The organism is Streptomyces sp. Tue6028 (genome assembly GCF_002300165.1).
Classification (GTDB): domain Bacteria; phylum Actinomycetota; class Actinomycetes; order Streptomycetales; family Streptomycetaceae; genus Streptomyces; species Streptomyces siamensis.
On the sequence record NZ_MLCE01000014.1, the window covers coordinates 187,715 to 208,150 of the forward strand.

Here is a 20,436-nt window from a genome sequence, read left to right on the forward strand (position 1 = left end):
GGGGGCCTTCGAGACCGGTGGGTGATCCTCCGGAGACCTAGGACACGATGTCCTTGCGCCGGAAACCGCGGAAGGCCAGCGCGAACAGCACGAGCGCGTACGTTATGGAAATCGCCGTGCCCTGGATCATGCCGCTCCACTCCGGGGTCGGCTGGACGGCGTCGGCCCACGCGAACTGCCAGTGCGCGGGAAGGAAGTCACGCCAGTGGCCGAGGGCGGTGACGGCGTCCAGGACGTTGCCCACGATCGTCAGGCCGACCGCGCCGCCGACCGCGCCGAGCGGAGCGTCCGTCTTCGTCGACAGCCAGAACGCGAGGCCCGCGGTGACGAGTTGGGACACGAAGACATAGGCGATCACCACGAGGAGCCGCTGGGTCGCGGTGCCCGCGGGGAGCGCGCCGCCGGTGGGGATCTCCAGCGGTCCCCAGCCGTAGGCGGCGGTGCCCACCGCGATCGCGACGACCGGCAGCAGGATCATCGCGGCAAGGCTGAGGCCGAGGGCGACGACGAGTTTGGACCACAGCAGCCGGGCCCGGGGCACGGGCGCGGCCAGCAGATAGCGCAGCGACGACCAGCTCGCCTCGGAAGCGATCGTGTCCCCGCAGAACAGGGCGACCGGGATCACCAGGAGGAAGCCCGCGGACACGAACAGGTTCACCGCGGCGAAGTTGGCGCCGGACGCGGTGGCCGTGTCCATGAGCGTGACCTGGCCGTTGCGCGAGCCCGGGTCGCCGCCGATCGCGAACGCCACGACCAGGACGAAGGGCAGCGCCGCGAGGATCGCCCCCATCACGAGGGTGCGGCGCCGCTTCAGCTGCCGGATCAGTTCGACGCGCAGCGGCAGGGTGCGCCGGGCACGGTACCCGTCGGCCGTCTCGCCGCGCTCGACGAGCGTGCTCATGCGGAGCCTCCGATCAGGGTGAGGAACGCGTCTTCCAGACGGCGGTGCGGGCCCATCGACGCCACGGGCACTTCGAGCCGTACGAGTTCGACGACCAGGCGCTCGGCGCTGCCCCCGGCGGCCAGCCGGACCAGCAGTCCGCCTTCGGTGGCGACGGCCGAGGCCACGCCGGGCAGCGCGCCGACCTTCTCGACGACGGGCTCGTCCACGGGCGAAACGGTGCCGACGAGAAGGGTGTCGCCGGAGCCGACGATCTCGCTCACCGGGCCCGCCTGGACCAGCCGGCCGCGGTCCATGACCACGAGGTGCGTGCAGGACTGCTCGACCTCGGCGAGGAGGTGGCTGGAGACGATGACCGTGCGGCCCGCGGCGGCGTAACGGATCATGACCTCGCGCATCTCGCGGATCTGCGGCGGGTCCAGTCCGTTGGTCGGTTCGTCGAGGATGAGGAGGTCGGGCAGGCCGAGCATCGCCTGGGCGATGGCGAGGCGCTGACGCATGCCCTGGGAGTAGGTGCGGACGGCGCGGGCCAGCGCGTCGCCGAGGCCCGCGATCTCCAGGGCCTCCTCCAGGTGGGCGTCCTCGGGCGGGCGGCCCGTCGCCCGCCAGTACAGCTCCAGGTTCTCGCGGCCGGACAGATGCGGGAGGAAGCCCGCGCCCTCGACGAACGCCCCGACGCGGGAGAGGACCGGCGCGCCCGGCCGGATCCCGTGCCCGAAGACGCGGATCTCGCCGTCGTCCGGCCCGATGAGGCCCATGAGCATGCGCAGGGTGGTCGTCTTGCCCGCGCCGTTCGGTCCGAGCAGGCCGAGGACCTGGCCCTTCTCCACGCGGAACGACAGGTCCCGTACCGCGTACCGGTCGGCGGACCCGGCGTACCGCTTGCTCAGGCCGGTGATCTGGAGCGGGACTTCGGCGAGGTCCGGGTCGGGTGCGGCCGGTGCCGTGCGGCGGCGGGCGGTGAGCAGCAGGGCGAGCGCGGCCAGCGCTCCGGCGAGTGGCAGCCACCACACCCAGGAGGGCAGCGGCGCGGCGGCGGTCTTCACGCCGGGCGCCGTGGGGACCGTGAGGTCGCCCTTCAGGGACACGGTGTACGTGGCCGGGGCGGACGGTGAGGCGTAGCCGAGGTCGGTCGAGGCGAGGACGAGGCGCAGCCGGTGGCCCTTCCGCACTTCGTGGTCGACGGCGGGCAGGGTGACCGTGACGTCCTTGCCGGTCCTGGCGCCCTCGACGCGCAGCGGTGTGACGAGCTGGGAGGGCAGCACCTGCTGCCGGCCGCCCGGCCCGACGTCGTAGACCTTCGCGAACAGGACGGCGTCGTCGGCGCTCGACGTGACGTGCACCGTCGCCGTGGGGGTGCCGGTGATCCGCAGGTCGTCGCGGAGCACCGGGGAATCGAAGTGCGCGTACTGGCCGGGGAAGTCGAGGGAGACCCCGACGCCGAGGGAGGACAGCTGGGCGAGGCCGCCCGAGCCGCCGAGGCCCGGCAGCGCCGAGATGGCGGGCGGGCCGCCGCCGGCGGGGTTGTCGAAGCTCTGCTCGCGGCCGCTCAGCGGGACGGTGCGCCGCCCGGCGGTCAGGCCGGGGTACCTGTCCGCGCTCGCGCCGCGCAGCTGTGCGGCGCCGTCGGTGGAGTCGATGCCGCCGGTGCGGGTGACGCGGAAGGCGGGGCCGGTGTCGGCGCCCTTGTCGTCCTTCAGGTAGCGGTCGAACCAGGCGGCGACCCGGGACTCGACGCGGCCGGTCTCCATGTCGCCGCCGTCGTGGCCACCGGAGATCCAGTCGACGTCCACCGGTGCTCCGTTCGCCCGGATCGCGCGGGCCGTCGCGTCGGCCTGACCGAGCGGGAACAGCGAGTCGGACTGGCCCTGGACGACGAGCGTGGGCACCTTGATGCGGTCGCCGACGGCGGAGGGGCTGCGCTCCTGGAGCATCCGGGTGGCCGCCTCGTCGGGCTTGCCGGACTCGGCGACGCGGTTGTACATGGCGCACAGCCGGGGCTGGAAACGGTCGCAGCCGCCACCGGTGTTGACGAAGACACCGGCCCAGAGCTTCTTGAACACGCCGTTCGGGAAGAGGGCGTCGGCCAGGTTCCAGTACGTGACGGACGGGGCGATCGCGTCGACCCGCCGGTCGTACGCGGCGGCGAGCAGCGAGACCGCGCCGCCGTACGAGGCACCGGTGACGCCGACGCGCGGGTCGCCGTCCGCGTCGAGCCGGACCTCGGGCCGCCGCGCGAGCCAGTCGATCAGCCGGGACACGTCGGCGACCTCGGCTTCGGGGTCGTTCAGCCCGATCGTGCCGGTGGAGCGGCCGAAGCCGCGTGCCGACCAGGTCAGCACCGCGTATCCGTCACGGGCGAGCCGCTCCGCCTCGTCCCCGACGTCGGCCTTGCTGCCGCCGAAGCCGTGCGCGAGGAGCACGGCGGGGCGGCGGTGCGAGGACGGGCCCGCGGTGAAGTACGAGGTGTCGACGCGCACGCCGCCGCTCATGGCCATGACGCGGTCGGCGCGGTGCACGGGAGGCGCGTCGTCCGAGGCGACGGCCGTCCAGGTGCCGGCGCCGGCGAGCACGGCGAGGGCGGCCGCCGCGGCGGCGAACCTCCCCCGGGTGCCCGGCCACGTCCGACCGGGGAGCGGGCCCCGGCGCGGCCCGCGCGGTCGGGGCAGTCGAAGATCCATGCTCCAACGGTACGGGCGGGGACCGGCGACGGATGCAGCCACCGGGCTGAACCCCGGCCCCTCCCACAGGAGTACGGGCGGGTACCGGCGTACCGCGTCCGTGGTACGAACGGCCCATGGAGATGCGCCGCGCCACCACGGTCGGGGAACTGACCGCCGCCGAGTACCTCTTCGACCACCCCGTGCGTCCCGAATGGGCCCGGCGCTTCCTGGAGACCCAGGGCCACCACCTGTTCCTGGCGTACGAGGACGGCGGTCCCGTCGGGTTCGTCAGCGGTGTGGAGACGGTCCATCCCGACAAGGGCACCGAGATGTTCCTTTACGAACTGGCGGTCGCCGGACCGTTCCGGCGGCGCGGCACCGGGAGCGCGCTGGTGCGGGCGCTCGCCGCGCTGGCCCGGGAGCGCGGCTGCTACGGCATGTGGGTCGGTGTCGACACCGGGAACGACGTCGCCCTTGCCACCTACCGCAGCGCGGGTGGCAAGGACGACGGGTCGTGCACGGTGGTGACCTGGGACTTCGCCTAGGCCTGCGCGTCCTCCGGGATCGACACCAGCCATCGGGTCTCGCGGCGCGGCCGCAGGTAGAAGGCCCAGTACAGGGTGGCGACGGCCGTGATGCCGCCGGTCCACAGCAGGTAGGAGGTCTCCTGCTGGCTGAGGACGTAGGCGAGGACCGCGATGAGCAGGACGGGCATCGCGGGCCACAGCGGCATCCGCCAGGCCTGCGTGTGGCGGTGCTGTCCGCGCCGGGCGAGCAGGGCGGCGACGGCGACGAGCAGGTACATGGCCGTCACGGAGACGCCGGTGACGCCGTACAGCGTGTCCAGGTTGACGAAGCACAGCAGTGCTCCGGGGACGCCCACGAGGAGCGTGGCGACCCAGGGGGAGCCGAAGCGGCCGAGGCGCGACAGGCCCTTGTTGACGGGCTCGGGCCAGGCCTTGTCACGGGCGGAGGCGAACAGGACCCGCGAGTTCTGGATGACCATGACGATGCCCGCGTTGATGATCGCGAGGGCGACGCACAGGCTGACGAAGGTGCCGACGGCGGAGTTCGACCACGCGGTGACCATGCTGCTGATGTCGCCGCCGGTGAGGGCGGACAGGTCCGAGGCGCCCATGGTGATGGCGACGACCGGCACCAGGATGATCACGGTGGAGATGGCGAGGGTCGCCAGGACCGTGCGGGCGACGTTGCGGCGCGGGTTCTCCAGCTCCTCGGAGAGGTAGACGGCGGTGGAGAAGCCCTGGGTGACGAAGAGGGCGATGGCGAGTCCGGACACGACCAGCATGGCCGTGACGGTGTCCGTGTGGCCTCCGGAGCCCGCGACCTGCATCGAGACCAGGCTGCCCGGGCCGCGCTCGCTGTGGGCGAAGCCGAGCACCGCCACGACGGCCGCCGCGATGACTTCGAGCACCAGGAAGATGCCGGTGATCCAGGCGTTGGCCCGCAGGTCGAGCAGGCCCGCGAGGGTGGCGAGGAGCATCACGCCGGCGCCGGTCATGGCGGGGTCGAGGTGCACGATCGGCGCGAGATAGTCGGCGGTGCCCATCGCGATCACCGGCGGCACGATCATGACGACCAGCAGGGAGAGCACGAAGACCAGCCAGCCCGCCAGGCGTCCGGCCATCGTCGAGACCATCGCGTACTCGCCGCCGGCGCTGGGGATGAGGGTGCCCAGCTCCGAGTAGCAGAACGCCACGGCTATGCAGAGCAGGGAGCCGATGGCGATCGTGAGGGCGGTGGCGGTGCCGAGCGAGCCGAACAGGTCGGGCACGACCACGAAGAGCGTGGAGGCGGGCGTCACGCAGGAGAGCGTCAGCAGGGTGCCGCCGACGATGCCGATGGAGCGCTTGAGCTTTCGAGGGCTGTCCGACGCCGAAGGGGCGGCGTCCAGGACTGCGGTCTCGACAGGGCGGAGCGTGTCGGTCATGAAGCGGTTCCGATCGACTCGTGCGTCAGGTGATTCGGTCGGGAGCGATATCGCCTCCGGCGGCTCGCGTCGTACGTCTTTTCGTCCGCTCCCGACGTTGATGGAACCTTGACGGAAACCGTTGCGTCAATGGCCGTTTACCTTCGGAATCCGCACTAGCGGAGCGACCCATGTCACATCGCTTTCCCAGGTAAGTGCGCCTCTATATGGCAATCATCAAGACTCAGCGGACCATGACCTTGCTTTCAAAGGCTGAATGCGCGAAATACTTACGCCACCCGTTTCATCACCCGCACACGGGAACCGCAGCGCGGCCGCGTAAATTCGCCTGAATTTCTCGGCGGTCGGGACGACTACCGAGCGGTAGGGCCCCGGCTCCCGCGGGGGAAGCGCGGCCGCACAAGAAGAAGGGGAAGCCTGCTGGGCGGAAGACACACGACAGGCGCGCGGGAGGAACGGCGCCGGACGCACCGGTGCCCCGGAACCGGCTCGCGGTTCCGGGGCACCGAGGGGAAGTCTCAGTGGTTGCGCGGGAAGCCCAGGTCGACGCCGGCCGGCGCCTCGGACGGGTCCGGCCAGCGGGTGGTGACGACCTTGCCGCGGGTGTAGAAGTGCGTGCCGTCGTTGCCGTAGATGTGGTGGTCCCCGAAGAGGGAGTCCTTCCAGCCACCGAAGGAGTGGTAGCCCACGGGCACCGGGATCGGCACGTTCACGCCGACCATGCCCGCCTCGATCTCCAGCTGGAAGCGGCGGGCGGCGCCGCCGTCCCGGGTGAAGATCGCGGTGCCGTTGCCGAACGGCGAGGCGTTGATGAGGGCGACACCCTCCTCGTAGGTGTCGACGCGCAGCACGCACAGGACGGGGCCGAAGATCTCGTCCTTGTACGCGTCCGCCGACGTGGGCACCTTGTCGAGCAGCGAGAGGCCGATCCAGTGGCCGTCCTCGTAGCCCTCGACGGTGTAGCCGGTGCCGTCCAGGACGACCTCGGAGCCCTGGGCGGCCGCGCCGGCCACGTACGACGCGACCTTGTCGCGGTGCGCGGCCGTGATCAGCGGGCCCATCTCGGAGGTCGGGTCGTTGCCGGGACCGATCTTGATCTTCTCGGCGCGCTCGCGGATCTTCGCGACGAGCTCGTCGCCGACCGAGCCGACGGCCACCACGGCCGAGATGGCCATGCAGCGCTCACCGGCCGAGCCGTAGGCGGCCGACACGGCGGCGTCCGCCGCGGCGTCCAGGTCCGCGTCCGGGAGGACCAGCATGTGGTTCTTGGCGCCGCCCAGGGCCTGGACGCGCTTGCCGTTCGCCGAGGCCGTGGTGTGGATGTAGCGGGCGATCGGGGTCGAGCCCACGAAGGAGACGGCGGCGACGTCCGGGTGCTCCAGGAGGCGGTCGACGGCCACCTTGTCGCCGTGCACCACGTTGAAGACGCCGTCCGGCAGACCGGCCTCGGCCAGCAGCTCGGCGACCTTCATCGACGCCGACGGGTCCTTCTCGGACGGCTTGAGCACGAAGGTGTTGCCGCACGCGATGGCGATCGGGAACATCCACATGGGCACCATGGCCGGGAAGTTGAACGGCGTGATGCCCGCGACGACGCCGAGCGGCTGGCGGATCGACGACACGTCGACCCGCGAGGCCACCTCGGTCGATAGCTCGCCCTTCAGCTGCACGGTGATCCCGCACGCCAGGTCGACGATCTCCAGGCCGCGGGCGACCTCGCCGAGCGCGTCCGAGTGCACCTTGCCGTGCTCGGCGGTGATCAGCTCGGCGATCTCGTCTCGGTGGGCGTCGAGCAGCGCGCGGAACTTGAACAGGATCGTGGTCCGCTTGGCCAGCGAGGACTGGCCCCAGGTCGCGTACGCGTCCTTCGCGGCGGCGACCGCGGCATCCACCTCGTCGACGGTCGCGAAGGCGACCTGCGTGGTCACGGCGCCGGTCGCCGGGTCGGTGACCGGCCCGTACGTACCCGACGCACCTTCGACGGTCTTGCCACCGATCCAGTGGTCGACGGTCTTCGTCATGGCCAAAACTCCTTCACAGATGGCGGCGTCGGGCGGCGACGTGCCGGTCGTACTCCTCGCGCGCCTTGACCGCCGACGATCGGGTCGCGGTCTCGGCCACAGGTACATCCCACCAGGCTTGCGCCGGGGGCGCGCCCGACACTGTGTCTGCCGTTTCGGTCTCGACGTAGACACATGTGGGAGTGTCCGCCGCGCGCGCCTCGGCCAGGGCGGCCCGCAGGTCACGCACGGTCTTCGCGCGTAGGACGCGCATCCCCAGGCTGGCCGCGTTGGCCGCGAGATCGACGGGCAGCGAAGCGCCCGTGTACGTGCGGTCCTCGGCCCGGAAGCGGTACGCCGTGCCGTAGCGCTCGCCGCCCACGGCCTCGGAGAGACCGCCGATCGAGGCGTACCCGTGGTTCTGCAGGATCAGCACCTTGATCGCGACGCCCTCCTGCACGGCGGTGACGATCTCCGTCGGCATCATCAGATACGTGCCGTCGCCGACCAGCGCCCACACCGGGCGGTCCGGGGCCGCCATCCGCACACCGATCGCCGCCGGGATCTCGTAGCCCATGCACGAGTAGCCGTACTCGACGTGGTACTGGTCCCGGGACCGGGTGCGCCACAGCTTGTGCAGGTCGCCGGGGAGCGAGCCGGCCGCGTTGATCAGGATGTCGTCCTCGGTGACCAGCTCGTCGAGCAGACCGAGGACCTGCGGCTGGGTCGGGCGTATGTCGTCGTCCTCGGTCTCGTAGGCCGCTTCGACGCGGTACTCCCAGCGCTCCTTGTCGTCCGTGTACTCGGTGACGTAGGCCGGCTCGGCGCGGTGGTCGTGCAGCAGCAGCGCCTCGGTCAGCTCCTCGAGTCCCGCCCTGGCGTCGGCGACCAGCGGGAGACCGCCGAGTTTGTGACCGTCGTACGGCGCGATGTTGAGGTTCAGGAAACGGACGTCCGAGCCGCCGAAGAGGGTGCCCGAGGCGGTGGTGAAGTCGGTGTAGCGGGTGCCGACGCCGATCACCAGGTCGGCGGTGCGGGCCAGCTCGTCGGCGGTCGCGGTGCCGGTGTGGCCGATGCCGCCGACGTCCTGCGGGTGGTCCCAGCGCAGCGAGCCCTTGCCCGCCTGGGTGGAGGCCACCGGGATGCGGGTGGCGGAGGCCAGCTCGGCGAGCGCCCCCTCGGCACGGCTGTGGTGGACGCCGCCGCCCGCGACGATCAGCGGACGCCGGGCCTCACGTATCGCCCGCACGGCGGCGGCCAGCTCGGCCTGGTCGACCGCCGGGCGGCGCACCGCCCAGGTCCGTTCGGCGAAGAACTCCTCCGGCCAGTCGTACGCCTCCGCCTGCACGTCCTGCGGCAGCGCCAGGGTGACGGCGCCGGTCTCGACGGGGTCGGTGAGCACACGCATCGCCTGGAGGGCCGCCGGGATCAGCGCCTCGGGGCGGGTGATCCGGTCGAAGTACCGGGACACCGGGCGCAGGCAGTCGTTGACCGACACGTCGCCCGCGTAGGGGACTTCGAGCTGCTGGAGGACCGGGTCGGCGGGGCGGGTCGCGAAGACGTCGCCGGGCAGCAGCAGGACCGGGAGGTGGTTGACGGTGGCGAGGGCCGCGCCGGTGACGAGGTTCGTGGCGCCGGGGCCGATGGAGGTGGTGACGGCGTGTGTGGACAGCCGGCCGGACTGGCGGGCGTAGCCGACCGCCGCGTGCACCATGGCCTGTTCGTTGCGGCCCTGGTGGTAGGGCATGGCGTCGCCGTACTCGACGAGTGCCTGACCGATCCCGGCGACGTTGCCGTGGCCGAAGATGCCCCAGGTGGCGCCGATCAGCCGCTGCCGGTCGCCGTCCCGTTCCGTGTGCTGGGCTGCCAGGAAGCGCACCAGCGCCTGTGCGACCGTCAGCCTCGTCGTTGAGGTCATCGGTATCCCTCTGTGGTCTCTAGGTGTCCCGGGTGGAAGCAGATCCGCCACTCCCTGTCCTTGCCCGGTCCGGCCATGACGTTCAGGTAGTACATCGTGTGGCCGGGCTGGGCGACGGACGGGCCGTGCCATCCGTCGGGGACGAGGACGGCATCGCCGGTGCGGACCTCGGCGAGGACGTCGGAGCCACCCTCGCGCGAAGGGAATACGCGCTGATAGCCGAAACCGTTCGGGCCGTCGATCTCGAAGTAGTAGATCTCCTCCAGTTCGCTCTCCTCGCCCGGCCGGTACTCGTCGTGCTTGTGCGGCGGGTACGAGGACCAGTTGCCGCCCGGGGTGATGACCTCGACGGCGATGAGCCGGTCGCACTCGAAGGCGTCCGCGGAGGCGAAGTTGCGCACCTGGCGGGCGCAGTTGCCGCTGCCGCGGGCTTCGACGGGAACCTCCGGCGCGGGGCCGTAGCGGGCGGGGAGTCGGCGCTCGCACTTCGCTCCTGCCAGGGCGAAGCGGCCTCCCGCACCGGAGGCGATCTGGACCCGGGCGTCGCGGGGCACGTACGCGAAGTCGGAGACTCCGGCGAACACGCCTTCCCTGCCCAGGAGGGGGAACTCTGTTTCCTCGATGCCGTCCTTGACGCGGACCGTGCAGCCGCCGGCGAGCGGGAGCACGATCCACTCGCTGTCACCGGTGGTGAAGGTGTGGGTGCCGTCGGGCGGCAGTTCGACGACCCGCAGGCTCGCATGGGTCCAGCCGGCCCGCTCGGGGTCGATGTCGAGCGCGTAGTGCGCGTCGGCGGTGGCGCCTCGGGGGACGTACAGCTCTTTGCTCATGCGGCCCTCACAGGAGTCCTACGGCGGTGTCCACGGCCGCGGCGACATCGCCGTCCGCCGGGTAGAGCAAGGAGCGGCCCACCACCAGACCTCGCACGGTGGGCAGTTGGAGTGCGCCGCGCCACTTCTCGTACGCGCCCTCCTGGTCCTCCGCGACGTCGCCGCCGAGGAGGACCGCGGGCAGCGTGGAGGTCTCCATGACACGGGCCATGTCGTCGGGGTTGTCCGTGACGGGAACCTTCAGCCAGGTGTACGCCGAACTGCCGCCCAGACCGCTGGCGATGGCGATGGACTTGATGACGGCCTCGGCGCTCAGGTCGTTGCGCAGCGTGCCGTCGTCGCGGCGGTGGCACAGGAACGGCTCGACGAAGACCGGCAGCCGCCGCTCGGCCATCTCGTCGATCACCCGGGCGGTGGACTCCAGCGTGCGCAGGGAGCCCGGGTCGTCGTAGTCGATGCGCAGCAGGAGCTTGCCCGCGTCGAAACCGAGCCGCTCGATGTCCTGCGGCCGGTGGCCGGTGAACCGGTCGTCCAACTCGAAGGAGGCGCCCGCGAGTCCGCCCCGGTTCATCGACCCGAGGACGACCTTGTCGTCGAGCGCGCCGAGCAGCAGCAGGTCGTCGAGGATGTCGGCGGTGGCGAGCACGCCGTCGACACCGGGACGGGACAGGGCGAGGCAGAGACGCTCCAGGAGGTCGGCGCGGCCGGCCATGGCGAGCCTGCGGTCGCCGACGGCCAGCGCGCCCCGGGCCGGGTGGTCCGCCGCGACGATCATCAGCCGCCCGGAGTCGCCCACCAGGGGACGGCGCACCCGACGGGCGGCGGCCTCGGCGATCGCCTCGGGGTGCCGGGCGCGGGTCCGGACGAGTCCGGCGAGGTCGACCGTGCGGTACGGCGGGCGGAGTTCGCCGTGGCCGGCGCGGGCACCGGCGGCCGCGTCGGCGGAGCCTCTCGCGTCGCCGCCCTGCTCGTGCCGGGCGCCCCCGACGTGGCCCGCTCTCATCGCACTTCTCCCGCCGTGATCGCGTCCTCGATCTCCTCGGGCGTCGGCATCGCGGAGGAGCACTCCAGGCGGGACGCGACGATGGCTCCGGCGGCGTTGGCGTGCCGCATGACGCGCTCCAGGTCCCAGCCGGCGAGCAGTCCGTGGCACAGGGATCCGCCGAACGCGTCGCCGGCGCCGAGGCCGTTGAGGACGTCCACCGGGAGCGGCGGGACCTCCGCGCGGGAGCCGTCGCGGTGGACGGCGAGGACGCCCTTGGGTCCCTGCTTCACCACGGCGAGTTCGACGCCCGCGTCCAGCAGGGCGCGGGCGGCGGCGTCCGGTTCGCGCTCGCCGGTCGCGATCTCGACCTCGTCGAGATTGCCGACCGCGACGGTGGTGTGGCGCAGGGCCTCGGCGTAGAACGGGCGGGCCGCCCCGGGGTCCTTCCAGAACATGGGCCGCCAGTCCAGGTCGAAGACCGTCGCGGCGGACCGGGCGCGGTGGGCGAGGGCCGCGAGGGTCGCGGTGCGGCTGGGCTCCTCGCTCAGGCCCGTGCCGGTCACCCAGAACAGACGGGCCGCGCTGATGGCCTCCAGATCGAGGTCCCGTGCGTGGATCTCCAGGTCCGGGGCCTTGGGCTGCCGGTAGAAGTAGAGCGGGAAGTCGTCGGGCGGGAAGACCTCGCAGAAGGTGACGGGGGTGGGCAGTCCGGGAACCGCAGTGACCCAGCGGTCGTCGACCCCGAAACCGCGCAGCGCCTCGTGGAGGTATGCGCCGAACGGGTCCTCACCCGTCCGTGTGATCACCGCCGTACGCCGTCCGAGCCGGGCGGCGGCCACCGCCACGTTCGTCGCCGAGCCGCCGAGGAACTTCCCGAAGGACGTCACCCGGGCCAGCGTGACCCCCGTCTGCAACGGGTAGAGGTCCACACCGATCCGCCCCATGGTGATCAGGTCGTACGCCATCGCCTTCCCTTCGCTACGGCTGAACCCAGGTCTAGTCCCGCGCGGGGAACCCTGTCAACGTTTTGTCCAGACATTCGGACGATGGCTTGACAGCTTTCCGGGGCCGCCCGAAGCTGACGCCCATGACGTCGTTGCCGCCCCAGTCATCGCCTCACCCGTCGCCGCCTTCGTCCTCACTGTCCCGCATCCGGATCGGTTCGGCTCCCGACTCCTGGGGCGTCTGGTTCCCCGACGACCCCCGGCAGATCCCCTGGCGGCGATTCCTGGACGAGGTCTCCGAGTCCGGGTACGAGTGGATCGAACTCGGCCCGTACGGCTATCTCCCCACCGATCCCGGCGTCCTGAAGGAGGAGACGGCGCGACGCGGGCTCACCGTCTCGGCCGGCACCGTCTTCACCGCACTGCACAAGGGACCCGAGGTGTGGGAGTCCACCTGGGCGCACGTCGCGGACATCGCCGCACTCACCCGGGCGATGGGCGCCGAGCACCTCGTCGTCATTCCCGCCTTCTGGCGCGACGACAAGACCGGCGCGGTGCTGGAGGACAGCACGCTGACCCCCACGCAGTGGCGCAACCTGACCGCGCAGACGGAGCGGCTCGCCCACGAGGTGCGCGAACGCTTCGGGTTGCGGATCGTCGTCCACCCGCACGCCGACACACACATCGACAGCGAGGAGAACGTCACGCGCTTCCTCGACTCGACCGACTCCTCGCTCGTGTCCCTGTGCCTCGACACCGGCCACTACGCCTACTGCGGCGGGGACAGCGTCAAGCTCATCGAGACGTACGGCGAGCGCATCGGCTACCTCCATCTCAAGCAGGTGGACCCGCTGGTCCTGGCCGAGGTGCGGGCCGACGAGGTGCCGTTCGGGCCCGCCGTGGCCCGCGGCGTGATGTGCGAACCGCCGTCCGGTGTACCGGCGCTGGAGCCCGTGCTCGCCGCCGCCCAGCGGCTCGGCGTCGAACTCTTCGCCATCGTCGAGCAGGACATGTACCCGTGCCCGCCGGACAAGCCGCTGCCGATCGCCCGGCGGACCCGGGCGTTCCTGAGGTCGTGCGGGGCGTAGCGACGCGGTCGCCCCGTCGGGAACGGGGAGCGGGACGGGACCTGCGGAGCGGAGCGGCGCCTTCGCCCCATCGGGAGAAGGGAGCAGGACGGGACCTGCGAAGCGCAGCAACGCGGCCGCCCCACCGGGAGCGTGGAACGAGACGGGCCTTCCGGCCGGTGGGGCCGCGTTGCACGATGGGTGTTTCCCCGGTGCGGACGGACGGCGGGAGGGACGGATGACGACGGGAATCGTCTCGCGGGCCGGGTGCGGACCCGGCGGCACCTGGGAGACCGCGCTCGCGTCGCCCCATCCGCGACTACGGCCGGGCGTGGTCAGCTACCGCGGCATCCGGCTCGCCCTCGACGGCCCCCGGCGCAGGCTGGAGGCGCCGATCGGCGCGGCGACCCTGCTCCTCGGCTTCGACCAGCCCCTGCGCGTCTCCCGGGAGGGCCGGCCCCCCGCCACACTCGTGTCGGTGTTCTCCGGGCCGACCACCACTTCGGCCGTCGGCGAGCACGGCGGACGGCTGGCGGGCATCGAGGTCATGCTCGCGCCGTGGGCGGCGTTCACGCTGTTCGGCACACCCCAGTACGAGCTCGCCGACCGGACGGTGGACCCCGACGAACTGCCGTGTCCGCCGGGCGCGGGGCCGGGCCGGGACCGCTGGAGCAGCATCGGTGAACTGTCCGCCGCACTGGCCGCGCTGCCCGGCTGGGCGGAGCGGTTCCGGCTGCTCGACGACGTGTTCGCGCGGTGGGCCGCGGCGGGACCGCCCAGCTCGGCGCGGGTCGTACGGGCCTGGGACCGGCTCCAGCGGACCTGGGGCGCGGTGCCCGTGCCCCGGCTCGCCGACGAGGTCGGCTGGAGCGTACGGCAGTTGGAGAACCGGTTCCGGGAACAGATCGGACTCGGTCCGAAGGCCGCCGCCCGGGTGCTGCGCCTGCAACGGGCACGGCGGCTGCTCGCGGCGGGGCGTTCGCAGGCGGAGACCGCGGCCGCGTGCGGGTTCTACGACCAGGCGCATCTCAGCGGGGAGTTCAGGACGATGACCGGCTGCACACCGGGCGAGTTCACGGCGGCGCGGGTGGCTCCTCCCGTGGCCCCGCCCGGCCCTCCGGGCGCGGACCGGATGGCGGGCGAGGCCACCAGCCTGCTCCTCCCGGCCGACGGGGACACCGCTCTTCCCGGCCGACGCGCGGCCCGCTCCCGACGGGCCCCCTCCCGACCGGGCCCGGACCGCTCCGGGGGAACGGCACTCCGCCGGAACGTGATCGACCCGAATGCGATTTTTTCCAAGACCCACGGGACGCGCTGACGGCACGCTGATCCTTCCGGCCACGCACCAGGGGGGATGCGGGGAGCCGGTGGGCCGGGCCCGGCGAGGGCGGCTCCCGCGCGAACACGGCGGGAGAACCCCGGGGGACAAGGGGCCCGGCCCGCCGACGGCTCCGCTCCGCGCGTCCGTCGGCGTCCCGTGCTCAAAAGGCACTTGATGCCCACGGCCACCCGGCGTACACCTCTTCGCTCGTTCGCCAATGCGTCACTCGTGTCACAAAAACCACCCCCCTGTCACACATGTCGCGTGTACGCGGGTCTTGCGTCACACCCGGTTCACAGGCGCTGCCCGGCGCTCACGCCGCGTCGTTCACGGAGCACAGGCTTTGTGATCGCCAGCGCAGCGCCCGGCTCCCCCGACGGCCGCCCCCGGCCGCCGCCGCGGTGCGCGCAGGGAGGTGCCACTCATGACCGACCGTAGGCTCTGGTCGTACAAGGAGATCGCGGCGCACATCAAGGTGCAGCCGGACACCGTCCGGTCGTACCGCAAGCACGGGCTGCTGCCCGCACCCGACCACGTGGAGCGGGGAAAGCCCTACTGGTACGCCGACACCGTCAGGGCCTGGGTCGCCTCCCGCCCGGGAAACCGGGGCCGCCGGGACGACTGAGCCGGCCCGCCCAGCTGCCCCACCTCCGGGTGGGGCACCCTTCTTCGCATGAACTTCTCCGTGAAACCCGTCCTCACCGGCGAGAAGACCGTGCTGCGCCCGTTCACCGCGGACGACGCGGAGGCGATCCTGGAGATCCTCGACGACCCCGACGTCATTCGCTTCACCTTCCCGTCGCAGCCGGACACCCCCTTCACCCTGGAGCGGCTGCGGGCCGTCTACGGCGCCCGCGCCACCCAGCCCGACCGGCTCGACCTCGCGGTGACCGACCCCGCCACCGGCGAACTCGTCGGCGAGGTCGTCCTCAACGAGTGGGACCCCGTCCAGCGCAGCTGCTCCTTCCGCACACTCATCGGCCCCCGCGGCCGGGACCGGGGCTTCGGCACCGAGGCCGTCCGTCTCATCGTCGGCCACGGCTTCGAACAACTCGGCCTGCACCGGATCTCCTTGGGCGTCTACGGCAACAACCACCGTGCCCGGCGCGTGTACGAGAAGGTCGGTTTCGTGGTGGAGGGCGTCCTGCGGGAGGCCGCACTGCGGGACGGTGAGTGGGTCGACGAGGTGCTCATGGCGATCCTCGACCACGAGTGGGCCGCTCACGGAGGCCACCCGGAGGGCCGGGTCAGCTCCACGGCTCGATGACCGTCACCCCCGACCCCGGCGCCGTGCCCATCGCCGCCAGCGCGGACGGCGCCGCGTCCAGCGGGATCGTCGAGGTGACCAGGAGGTCGGGCCGCAGCACACCCGCGCGGACCAGCTCCAGCATGCCGGGGTAGGCGTGCGCGGCCATCCCGTGGCTGCCCAGCACTTCCAGTTCCAGGCCGATCACGCGGGCCATCGGGACCAAAGTGGCGCCGGTCGGCGAGGGCAGCAGACCGACCTGGACATGCCGGCCGCGGCGGCGCAGCCCGTGCACCGAGGCCGCGCAGGTGGCCTCGGAGCCGAGGGCGTCCAGCGACAGGTGGGCGCCGCCGCCGGTCAGTTCCCGGACTGCCTCGGCGACATCCCCCGTCCGGGACGCGTCCACGCACTCCGCCGCCCCGAACTTCCGTGCCAGATCGAGCGCCGCGGGCGACACGTCGACGGCCACGACCCGCGCCCCCGACGCCGCCGCGATCATCACCGCCGACAGGCCCACGCCCCCGCAGCCGTGCACGGCGACCCACTCCCCCGCCGCCACCCGGCCCTGCGCGACCACCGCGCGGTAGGCCGTGGCGAAACGGCAGCCGAGCGAGGCGGCCGTCGCGAAGGACAGCTCGTCCGGCACCGCGACCAGGTTCACCTCGGCGTGATCGAGTGCCACGTACTCGGCGAAGGAGCCCCAGTGCGTGAAGCCCGGCTGGGTCTGGCGCTCGCACACCTGCTGGTCGCCCGCCGCGCACGAAGGGCAGCTTCCGCAGGCGCACACGAACGGAACGGTGACCCGGTCGCCGGCACGCCAGCCGGTCACCCGGGCACCCACCGCCTCGACGACTCCGGCGAGTTCGTGGCCCGGCACGTGCGGCAGGGTGATGTCGGGGTCGTGGCCCATCCAGCCGTGCCAGTCGCTCCGGCACAGCCCAGTGGCCTCGACGCGCACCACGACCCCGTGCTCCGCGGGCGCCGGGTCCGCGACCTCACGTACCTCGGCCGGTTCCTCGTACCGCTCGAACACCACTGCCCGCATCCGTCTCGCCCTCCGCCCGGAGATCAGCTTCCGCAGCGAACGCTAGCCGCGCGCCTCCACCTTGTCCCGGTCCCGGCCCTCCTCGCGGCCCTGCTCCTCCTCGCCGCCCCGGCGCCCGGCGTCCTCCTCCGGGTCGGTCCGGCGGGCGTCACCGTCCCCGCCCGGTGCGGGCTCCGCGGGGGACTCGCCCTCGCTGAGTCCGAACCGGTCGTGGAACCGCCGCAGCGGTCCCGGCGCCCACCAGGTGGCGCGGCCCGTGAGGCGCATGACCGCCGGAACCAGCAGGCTGCGGACGACCATCGCGTCCATCAGCACCGCGAGGGCGATGCCCAGACCGAGCATCTTGGTGTTGGTCACCCGCGAGGTGCCGATGGCGACCATCACCACCGCGAGGATGACCGCTGCCGCGGTGATCAGACCGCCGGTGCGCTGGAGGCCGAAGCGGACCGCCTCCCGGTGGTCGCCGGTGTGGTCGTACTCCTCCTTGATGCGGGACAGGAGGAAGACTCCATAGTCCATCGAGAGGCCGAAGGCGACGCAGAACATGAGCACCGGGAGGGTCGTCTCTATCGAACCCGGGCTGGTGAAGTCGAGCAGTCCGGAGAGATGGCCGTCCTGGAAGACCCAGACCACGGCGCCGAACATCGCCGTCAGGCTGAGTGCGTTGAGCAGGACCGCCTGGACGGGGATGAGCACGCTGCCGGTCAGCAGGAAGACCAGGAACAGGGTGACGACGGCGATGAACGCCGCGGCCCAGGGAAGCCGGTCGGCTATCGCGTGTTTGGAGTCGACCAGGACGGCGGCGGTGCCCGTGACCGACGTGTCGAACGGCGCGTCCGTCGCCCGGAGTTCGCCGACCAGGTGCTGTGCCTCCTCGTCCACGGCCTCGCCCTTCGGCAGCACCGTGAAGTACGCCGAGTCGCCCTGCACCAGGGGTCCGTCCACGCGGAGCACTTCGGGGAGCGCGGCGATCCGTGCCTTGTACTGCGCGTACTGGGTCTCGGTCGCCGGTCCTTCGGCGAGGACCTCCAGGCCGCCGCCGGGGCTGCCGGGGAACCCGTCGCGGATGTGCTGCTGGACGACATGGGACTCGGCGTCCGAGGGCAGCTGCCGGTCGTCCGCCGTGCCGAACTTCACGCCCAGGAAGGGCAGTCCGAGCACGATCAGGCCGACCGTGGTCGCCACCGCGAAGAGCGGGGCCCGGCGCATCACCAGGGAGGCCATGCGTCCCCAGGCGGCTCCGCCTCCGGTCGTCCGCCGCTCGCCCCGGCGGAACAGGCGCCGCAGGTCCAGGGAATTCACCCGGGCCCCGAGCAGGATCAGCGCCGCGGGCAGCAGGATCAGGGCCGCGCCCGCGGCCAGCAGCACCACGGCGATGCCCGAGTAGGCGAAGGAGCGCAGGAAGTACTGCGGGAAGAGCAGCATCGCGGCCAGCGACACGGCGACGGTGAGGGCCGAGAACAGCACCGTACGGCCCGCGGTGCGCAGGGTCGTGGCGACGGCCGCCAGCGGCACGGAACCTGCGGCCAGCTCCTCACGGAACCTGCGGACGATGAACAGGGCGTAGTCGATGGCGAGGCCGAGCCCCAGTGCCGTGGTGAGGTTCATCGCGAACACGGAGACGTCCGTGAACTCGGTGAGGCCGCGCAGCACCGCGTTCGTGCCGAGGATCGCGATGATGCCGACGCCGAGCGGCAGGAGGGCCGCGACCGCGCTGCCGAAGACCATCACCAGCAGCACGAGGGTCACGGGCAGGGCGATCAGCTCGGCCCTGGTGAGGTCCTCACGGATGGTCGTCTGCATCTCGTGCCGTACGGCCACGGGTCCGCCGACCTCGACCTCGACCGGGCCGTGCTTCCCGCGGTACGAGGGGGCGAGGCGGTCCAGGGTCTCGCCCGCCGTCTTCTCCTCGCCCGTGATCCGCGCGGCGATGAGCGCCTCGTGCCCGTCCTTCGCCTTCAGCGCGGGGGCACCGGACTGCCAGTACGAGCCGACGCCGGTGACGCCCCGCTCGGTGGCCAGCCGTGCCGCGAGCCGCTTCGCCTCCGCGGCGACCGCTGGGTCGTCGACCGAGGCGCCGCCCGAGTCGACGAGGAGCAGCAGATTGGGCTGCGAGGCGGGGAACTCCCGCTCCAGCGCCTTGGTCGCGTACGTCGACTGCGCGGCCGGGTCCTCCCAGCCTCCGCTGCCCAGCCGGTCGGCGACGTCGCTGCCCGCGACCACGGCGAGCGCGGTGATCAGCAGTGCCACGAGCAGGGAGAGCCGGGGACGCGCGGTCACGAACCGGGTCCAGCCGCCGATCCGTACGCCGTCACCCGCGCCGGTCTTCGACGTGTCGTCGCCCGCGCCGGCCGTCGACACGTCGTCGGCTCCGGCCCCGCGGTCTCCGCCGCCCCCGCTCAGCGCGTCCCGGCCGTCGTCACCCCGGCTCGCTTCGGCCGGGCCGGCGCCGCTTCGGCCGACGCTCGTCGCCCGGTCGTCGCCGCCCCTCCCTCGGTCCTCACCTGCGCTCTTGACGTCGGTCATCGTGCGGTGTCCCCTTCACCGTGACCCGCTGCCCGCGCACGAGCAGGCAGCATGGATCGACCATTGCCATAGACTGGCAAACACGAGAGATCGCTCGCGTTTCACCAGAATGCGAGCGGGCACTCGCGTTTGTCAATCGCGTTCGGAGAGCTGGGGATAACTCGTGCCCGAGATGCCCGAGAAGCAGCAGGCCGGCGACGAGAGGCCGCGTCGCCGGCAGGCCCGTGGCGAGCGCCGCATCGCCCAGCTGCTGGAGGCCGCCGCCGCCGTCTTCTGCACGACCGGCTACACGGCCGCGAGCACCAACGCCATCGCACGCGAGGCGGGCGTCTCGCCGGGCACGCTGTACCAGTTCTTCCCGAACAAGGAGGCCATCGCGATCGAGCTGGGCGACCGGCTCATGCACGAGATGCGCGAGACGTACGGCGAGGCCCTCGCACCGGTCGACCCGGCGACACCGCTGGAGCAGGCCGTCGGCGCCGCCGTGGACCGCTTCATCGCCTTCAACTGCGAGCACCCGGTGTTCTTCGCCCTGATGCACGGCCCCGACGTCCCCGGCCGCATCACGGAGGAGCACGACGCCCTGCACCAGACGCTGGTCACGCGGATCGAAGGCCTGATCCGCTCGTTCCTGCCCGACGCGCCGGACGCCGACGTCACGCGCACGGCGCAGATGTGCCTGGGCATGTACAAGGCCGGCCTGGAGCTGGTCCTCGCCCACGAGGAGGCCGAGCGCGGCGCCTATGTCCAGGAGCTGAAGAACGCCCTCTTCCGCTACCTCGAACCCCTGACGCGCGACGGTGCCGCACCGACCCCCGATCCCGCCGCACCCCCACTCCCCTGACGGACCGACCCCGGCCGCCGGCCCTCACCGCGCCCTCAGGGGCCCGACCGCCCGCCCTCACCACGCCTCGCAGGGACCGGCCGCCCGACCCCCGCCACACCTTCGCCCCGCCGAAGCCCGCCACCGGCGGCTGAGCGGGTGCCGCGACGACCGTGGCCGGAATGAGCGTTCCGGTCTGCGACATAGGGGACGTTT

General features: G+C 72.4%; 15 protein-coding genes and 1 pseudogene. 6 read left to right on the forward strand and 10 right to left on the reverse strand.

Translation table 11 applies throughout. The features are described 5' to 3' along the window. Nucleotides 1-37: 37 nt before the first annotated feature. Nucleotides 38-901 (reverse strand): ABC transporter permease, encoded by an 864-nt coding sequence (locus BKI49_RS13245; protein ID WP_095934435.1) that lies wholly within the window; start codon nucleotides 899-901, stop codon nucleotides 38-40. Beyond that, nucleotides 898-3,582 (reverse strand): alpha/beta fold hydrolase, encoded by a 2,685-nt coding sequence (locus tag BKI49_RS13250; RefSeq protein WP_095934436.1) that lies wholly within the window; start codon nucleotides 3,580-3,582, stop codon nucleotides 898-900. Before BKI49_RS13250 ends, BKI49_RS13245 begins: the two co-directional genes overlap by 4 nt. A gap of 116 nt (nucleotides 3,583-3,698) precedes the next feature. Here BKI49_RS13250 and BKI49_RS13255 point away from each other — a divergent pair, with 116 nt between their 5' ends. Beyond that, nucleotides 3,699-4,109 carry a GNAT family N-acetyltransferase gene (locus BKI49_RS13255; RefSeq protein WP_095934437.1) on the forward strand — a complete coding sequence of 137 codons (411 nt, stop codon included), beginning with the start codon at nucleotides 3,699-3,701 and terminating at the stop codon, nucleotides 4,107-4,109. Here BKI49_RS13255 and BKI49_RS13260 read toward each other — a convergent pair. The 6 genes from BKI49_RS13260 to iolC all read right to left on the reverse strand — a co-directional run bounded on the left by BKI49_RS13260 (nucleotide 4,106) and on the right by iolC (nucleotide 12,213). Then, a complete protein-coding gene (locus BKI49_RS13260) occupies nucleotides 4,106-5,515 on the reverse strand; it encodes an APC family permease (protein ID WP_095934438.1) in 1,410 nt (469 codons plus the stop codon). The two genes, BKI49_RS13255 and BKI49_RS13260, sit on opposite strands and share 4 nt — an antisense overlap. A 518-nt stretch (nucleotides 5,516-6,033) precedes the next feature. Then, the gene (gene mmsA / locus BKI49_RS13265; protein WP_095934439.1) at nucleotides 6,034-7,536 is read right to left on the reverse strand and encodes a CoA-acylating methylmalonate-semialdehyde dehydrogenase; all 1,503 of its coding nucleotides are present in this window, start codon (nucleotides 7,534-7,536) and stop codon (nucleotides 6,034-6,036) included. 13 nt (nucleotides 7,537-7,549) lie between these two features. Next, nucleotides 7,550-9,433: a 3D-(3,5/4)-trihydroxycyclohexane-1,2-dione acylhydrolase (decyclizing) gene (gene iolD, locus BKI49_RS13270; RefSeq protein WP_095934440.1), complete on the reverse strand. Its 1,884-nt coding sequence runs from the start codon at nucleotides 9,431-9,433 to the stop codon at nucleotides 7,550-7,552. Further along, nucleotides 9,430-10,263: a 5-deoxy-glucuronate isomerase gene (gene iolB / locus BKI49_RS13275; RefSeq protein WP_095934441.1), complete on the reverse strand. Its 834-nt coding sequence runs from the start codon at nucleotides 10,261-10,263 to the stop codon at nucleotides 9,430-9,432. Before iolB ends, iolD begins: the two co-directional genes overlap by 4 nt. 7 nt (nucleotides 10,264-10,270) lie before the next feature. After that, entirely contained in the window at nucleotides 10,271-11,266 is a 996-nt protein-coding gene (locus BKI49_RS13280) for a Cgl0159 family (beta/alpha)8-fold protein (protein ID WP_179332430.1), read from the reverse strand. Beyond that, the gene (gene iolC / locus BKI49_RS13285) at nucleotides 11,263-12,213 is read right to left on the reverse strand and encodes a 5-dehydro-2-deoxygluconokinase (RefSeq protein ID WP_095934442.1); all 951 of its coding nucleotides are present in this window, start codon (nucleotides 12,211-12,213) and stop codon (nucleotides 11,263-11,265) included. Before iolC ends, BKI49_RS13280 begins: the two co-directional genes overlap by 4 nt. 122 nt (nucleotides 12,214-12,335) lie before the next feature. On the opposite strand from iolC, the gene BKI49_RS13290 reads away from it, so the two are divergent. From BKI49_RS13290 to BKI49_RS13305, 4 genes and pseudogenes are all read left to right on the forward strand, one after another. Continuing rightward, nucleotides 12,336-13,280, forward strand: coding sequence for a sugar phosphate isomerase/epimerase family protein (locus BKI49_RS13290; RefSeq protein WP_095934443.1), 945 nt, complete (start codon nucleotides 12,336-12,338; stop codon nucleotides 13,278-13,280). A gap of 217 nt (nucleotides 13,281-13,497) precedes the next feature. Beyond that, nucleotides 13,498-14,421 (forward strand): annotated as a pseudogene (locus BKI49_RS13295) (helix-turn-helix domain-containing protein); the annotation flags it as partial. A 583-nt stretch (nucleotides 14,422-15,004) separates the two neighbouring features. Then, nucleotides 15,005-15,205, forward strand: coding sequence for a helix-turn-helix transcriptional regulator (locus BKI49_RS13300; protein ID WP_028803562.1), 201 nt, complete (start codon nucleotides 15,005-15,007; stop codon nucleotides 15,203-15,205). A gap of 48 nt (nucleotides 15,206-15,253) precedes the next feature. Beyond that, the gene (locus BKI49_RS13305; protein ID WP_095934445.1) at nucleotides 15,254-15,847 is read left to right on the forward strand and encodes a GNAT family N-acetyltransferase; all 594 of its coding nucleotides are present in this window, start codon (nucleotides 15,254-15,256) and stop codon (nucleotides 15,845-15,847) included. Here the strand turns inward: BKI49_RS13305 and BKI49_RS13310 are convergent. Then, a complete protein-coding gene (locus tag BKI49_RS13310; RefSeq protein WP_095934446.1) occupies nucleotides 15,828-16,871 on the reverse strand; it encodes a zinc-dependent alcohol dehydrogenase family protein in 1,044 nt (347 codons plus the stop codon). The genes BKI49_RS13305 and BKI49_RS13310 overlap by 20 nt on opposite strands. A gap of 42 nt (nucleotides 16,872-16,913) precedes the next feature. Next, nucleotides 16,914-19,397 carry an MMPL family transporter gene (locus BKI49_RS13315; RefSeq protein ID WP_257004767.1) on the reverse strand — a complete coding sequence of 828 codons (2,484 nt, stop codon included), beginning with the start codon at nucleotides 19,395-19,397 and terminating at the stop codon, nucleotides 16,914-16,916. Between the two features lie 172 nt (nucleotides 19,398-19,569). On the opposite strand from BKI49_RS13315, the gene BKI49_RS13320 reads away from it, so the two are divergent. After that, nucleotides 19,570-20,241: a TetR/AcrR family transcriptional regulator gene (locus BKI49_RS13320; RefSeq protein ID WP_095934484.1), complete on the forward strand. Its 672-nt coding sequence runs from the start codon at nucleotides 19,570-19,572 to the stop codon at nucleotides 20,239-20,241. The last annotated feature ends 195 nt before the right edge of the window (nucleotides 20,242-20,436 follow it).

Coding starts and splice junctions, on each gene's coding strand:
- BKI49_RS13245 (WP_095934435.1), bottom strand. CDS start 901: ATGAGCACGCTCGTCGAGCGCGGCGAGACGGCCGACGGGTACCGTGCC.
- BKI49_RS13305 (WP_095934445.1), top strand. CDS start 15,254: ATGAACTTCTCCGTGAAACCCGTCCTCACCGGCGAGAAGACCGTGCTG.
- iolC (WP_095934442.1), bottom strand. CDS start 12,213: ATGGCGTACGACCTGATCACCATGGGGCGGATCGGTGTGGACCTCTAC.
- mmsA (WP_095934439.1), bottom strand. CDS start 7,536: ATGACGAAGACCGTCGACCACTGGATCGGTGGCAAGACCGTCGAAGGT.
- iolD (WP_095934440.1), bottom strand. CDS start 9,433: ATGACCTCAACGACGAGGCTGACGGTCGCACAGGCGCTGGTGCGCTTC.
- BKI49_RS13290 (WP_095934443.1), top strand. CDS start 12,336: ATGACGTCGTTGCCGCCCCAGTCATCGCCTCACCCGTCGCCGCCTTCG.
- BKI49_RS13315 (WP_257004767.1), bottom strand. CDS start 19,397: ATGACCGACGTCAAGAGCGCAGGTGAGGACCGAGGGAGGGGCGGCGAC.
- BKI49_RS13310 (WP_095934446.1), bottom strand. CDS start 16,871: ATGCGGGCAGTGGTGTTCGAGCGGTACGAGGAACCGGCCGAGGTACGT.
- BKI49_RS13260 (WP_095934438.1), bottom strand. CDS start 5,515: ATGACCGACACGCTCCGCCCTGTCGAGACCGCAGTCCTGGACGCCGCC.
- BKI49_RS13250 (WP_095934436.1), bottom strand. CDS start 3,582: ATGGATCTTCGACTGCCCCGACCGCGCGGGCCGCGCCGGGGCCCGCTC.
- BKI49_RS13280 (WP_179332430.1), bottom strand. CDS start 11,266: ATGAGAGCGGGCCACGTCGGGGGCGCCCGGCACGAGCAGGGCGGCGAC.
- BKI49_RS13320 (WP_095934484.1), top strand. CDS start 19,570: ATGCCCGAGAAGCAGCAGGCCGGCGACGAGAGGCCGCGTCGCCGGCAG.
- iolB (WP_095934441.1), bottom strand. CDS start 10,263: ATGAGCAAAGAGCTGTACGTCCCCCGAGGCGCCACCGCCGACGCGCAC.
- BKI49_RS13255 (WP_095934437.1), top strand. CDS start 3,699: ATGGAGATGCGCCGCGCCACCACGGTCGGGGAACTGACCGCCGCCGAG.
- BKI49_RS13300 (WP_028803562.1), top strand. CDS start 15,005: ATGACCGACCGTAGGCTCTGGTCGTACAAGGAGATCGCGGCGCACATC.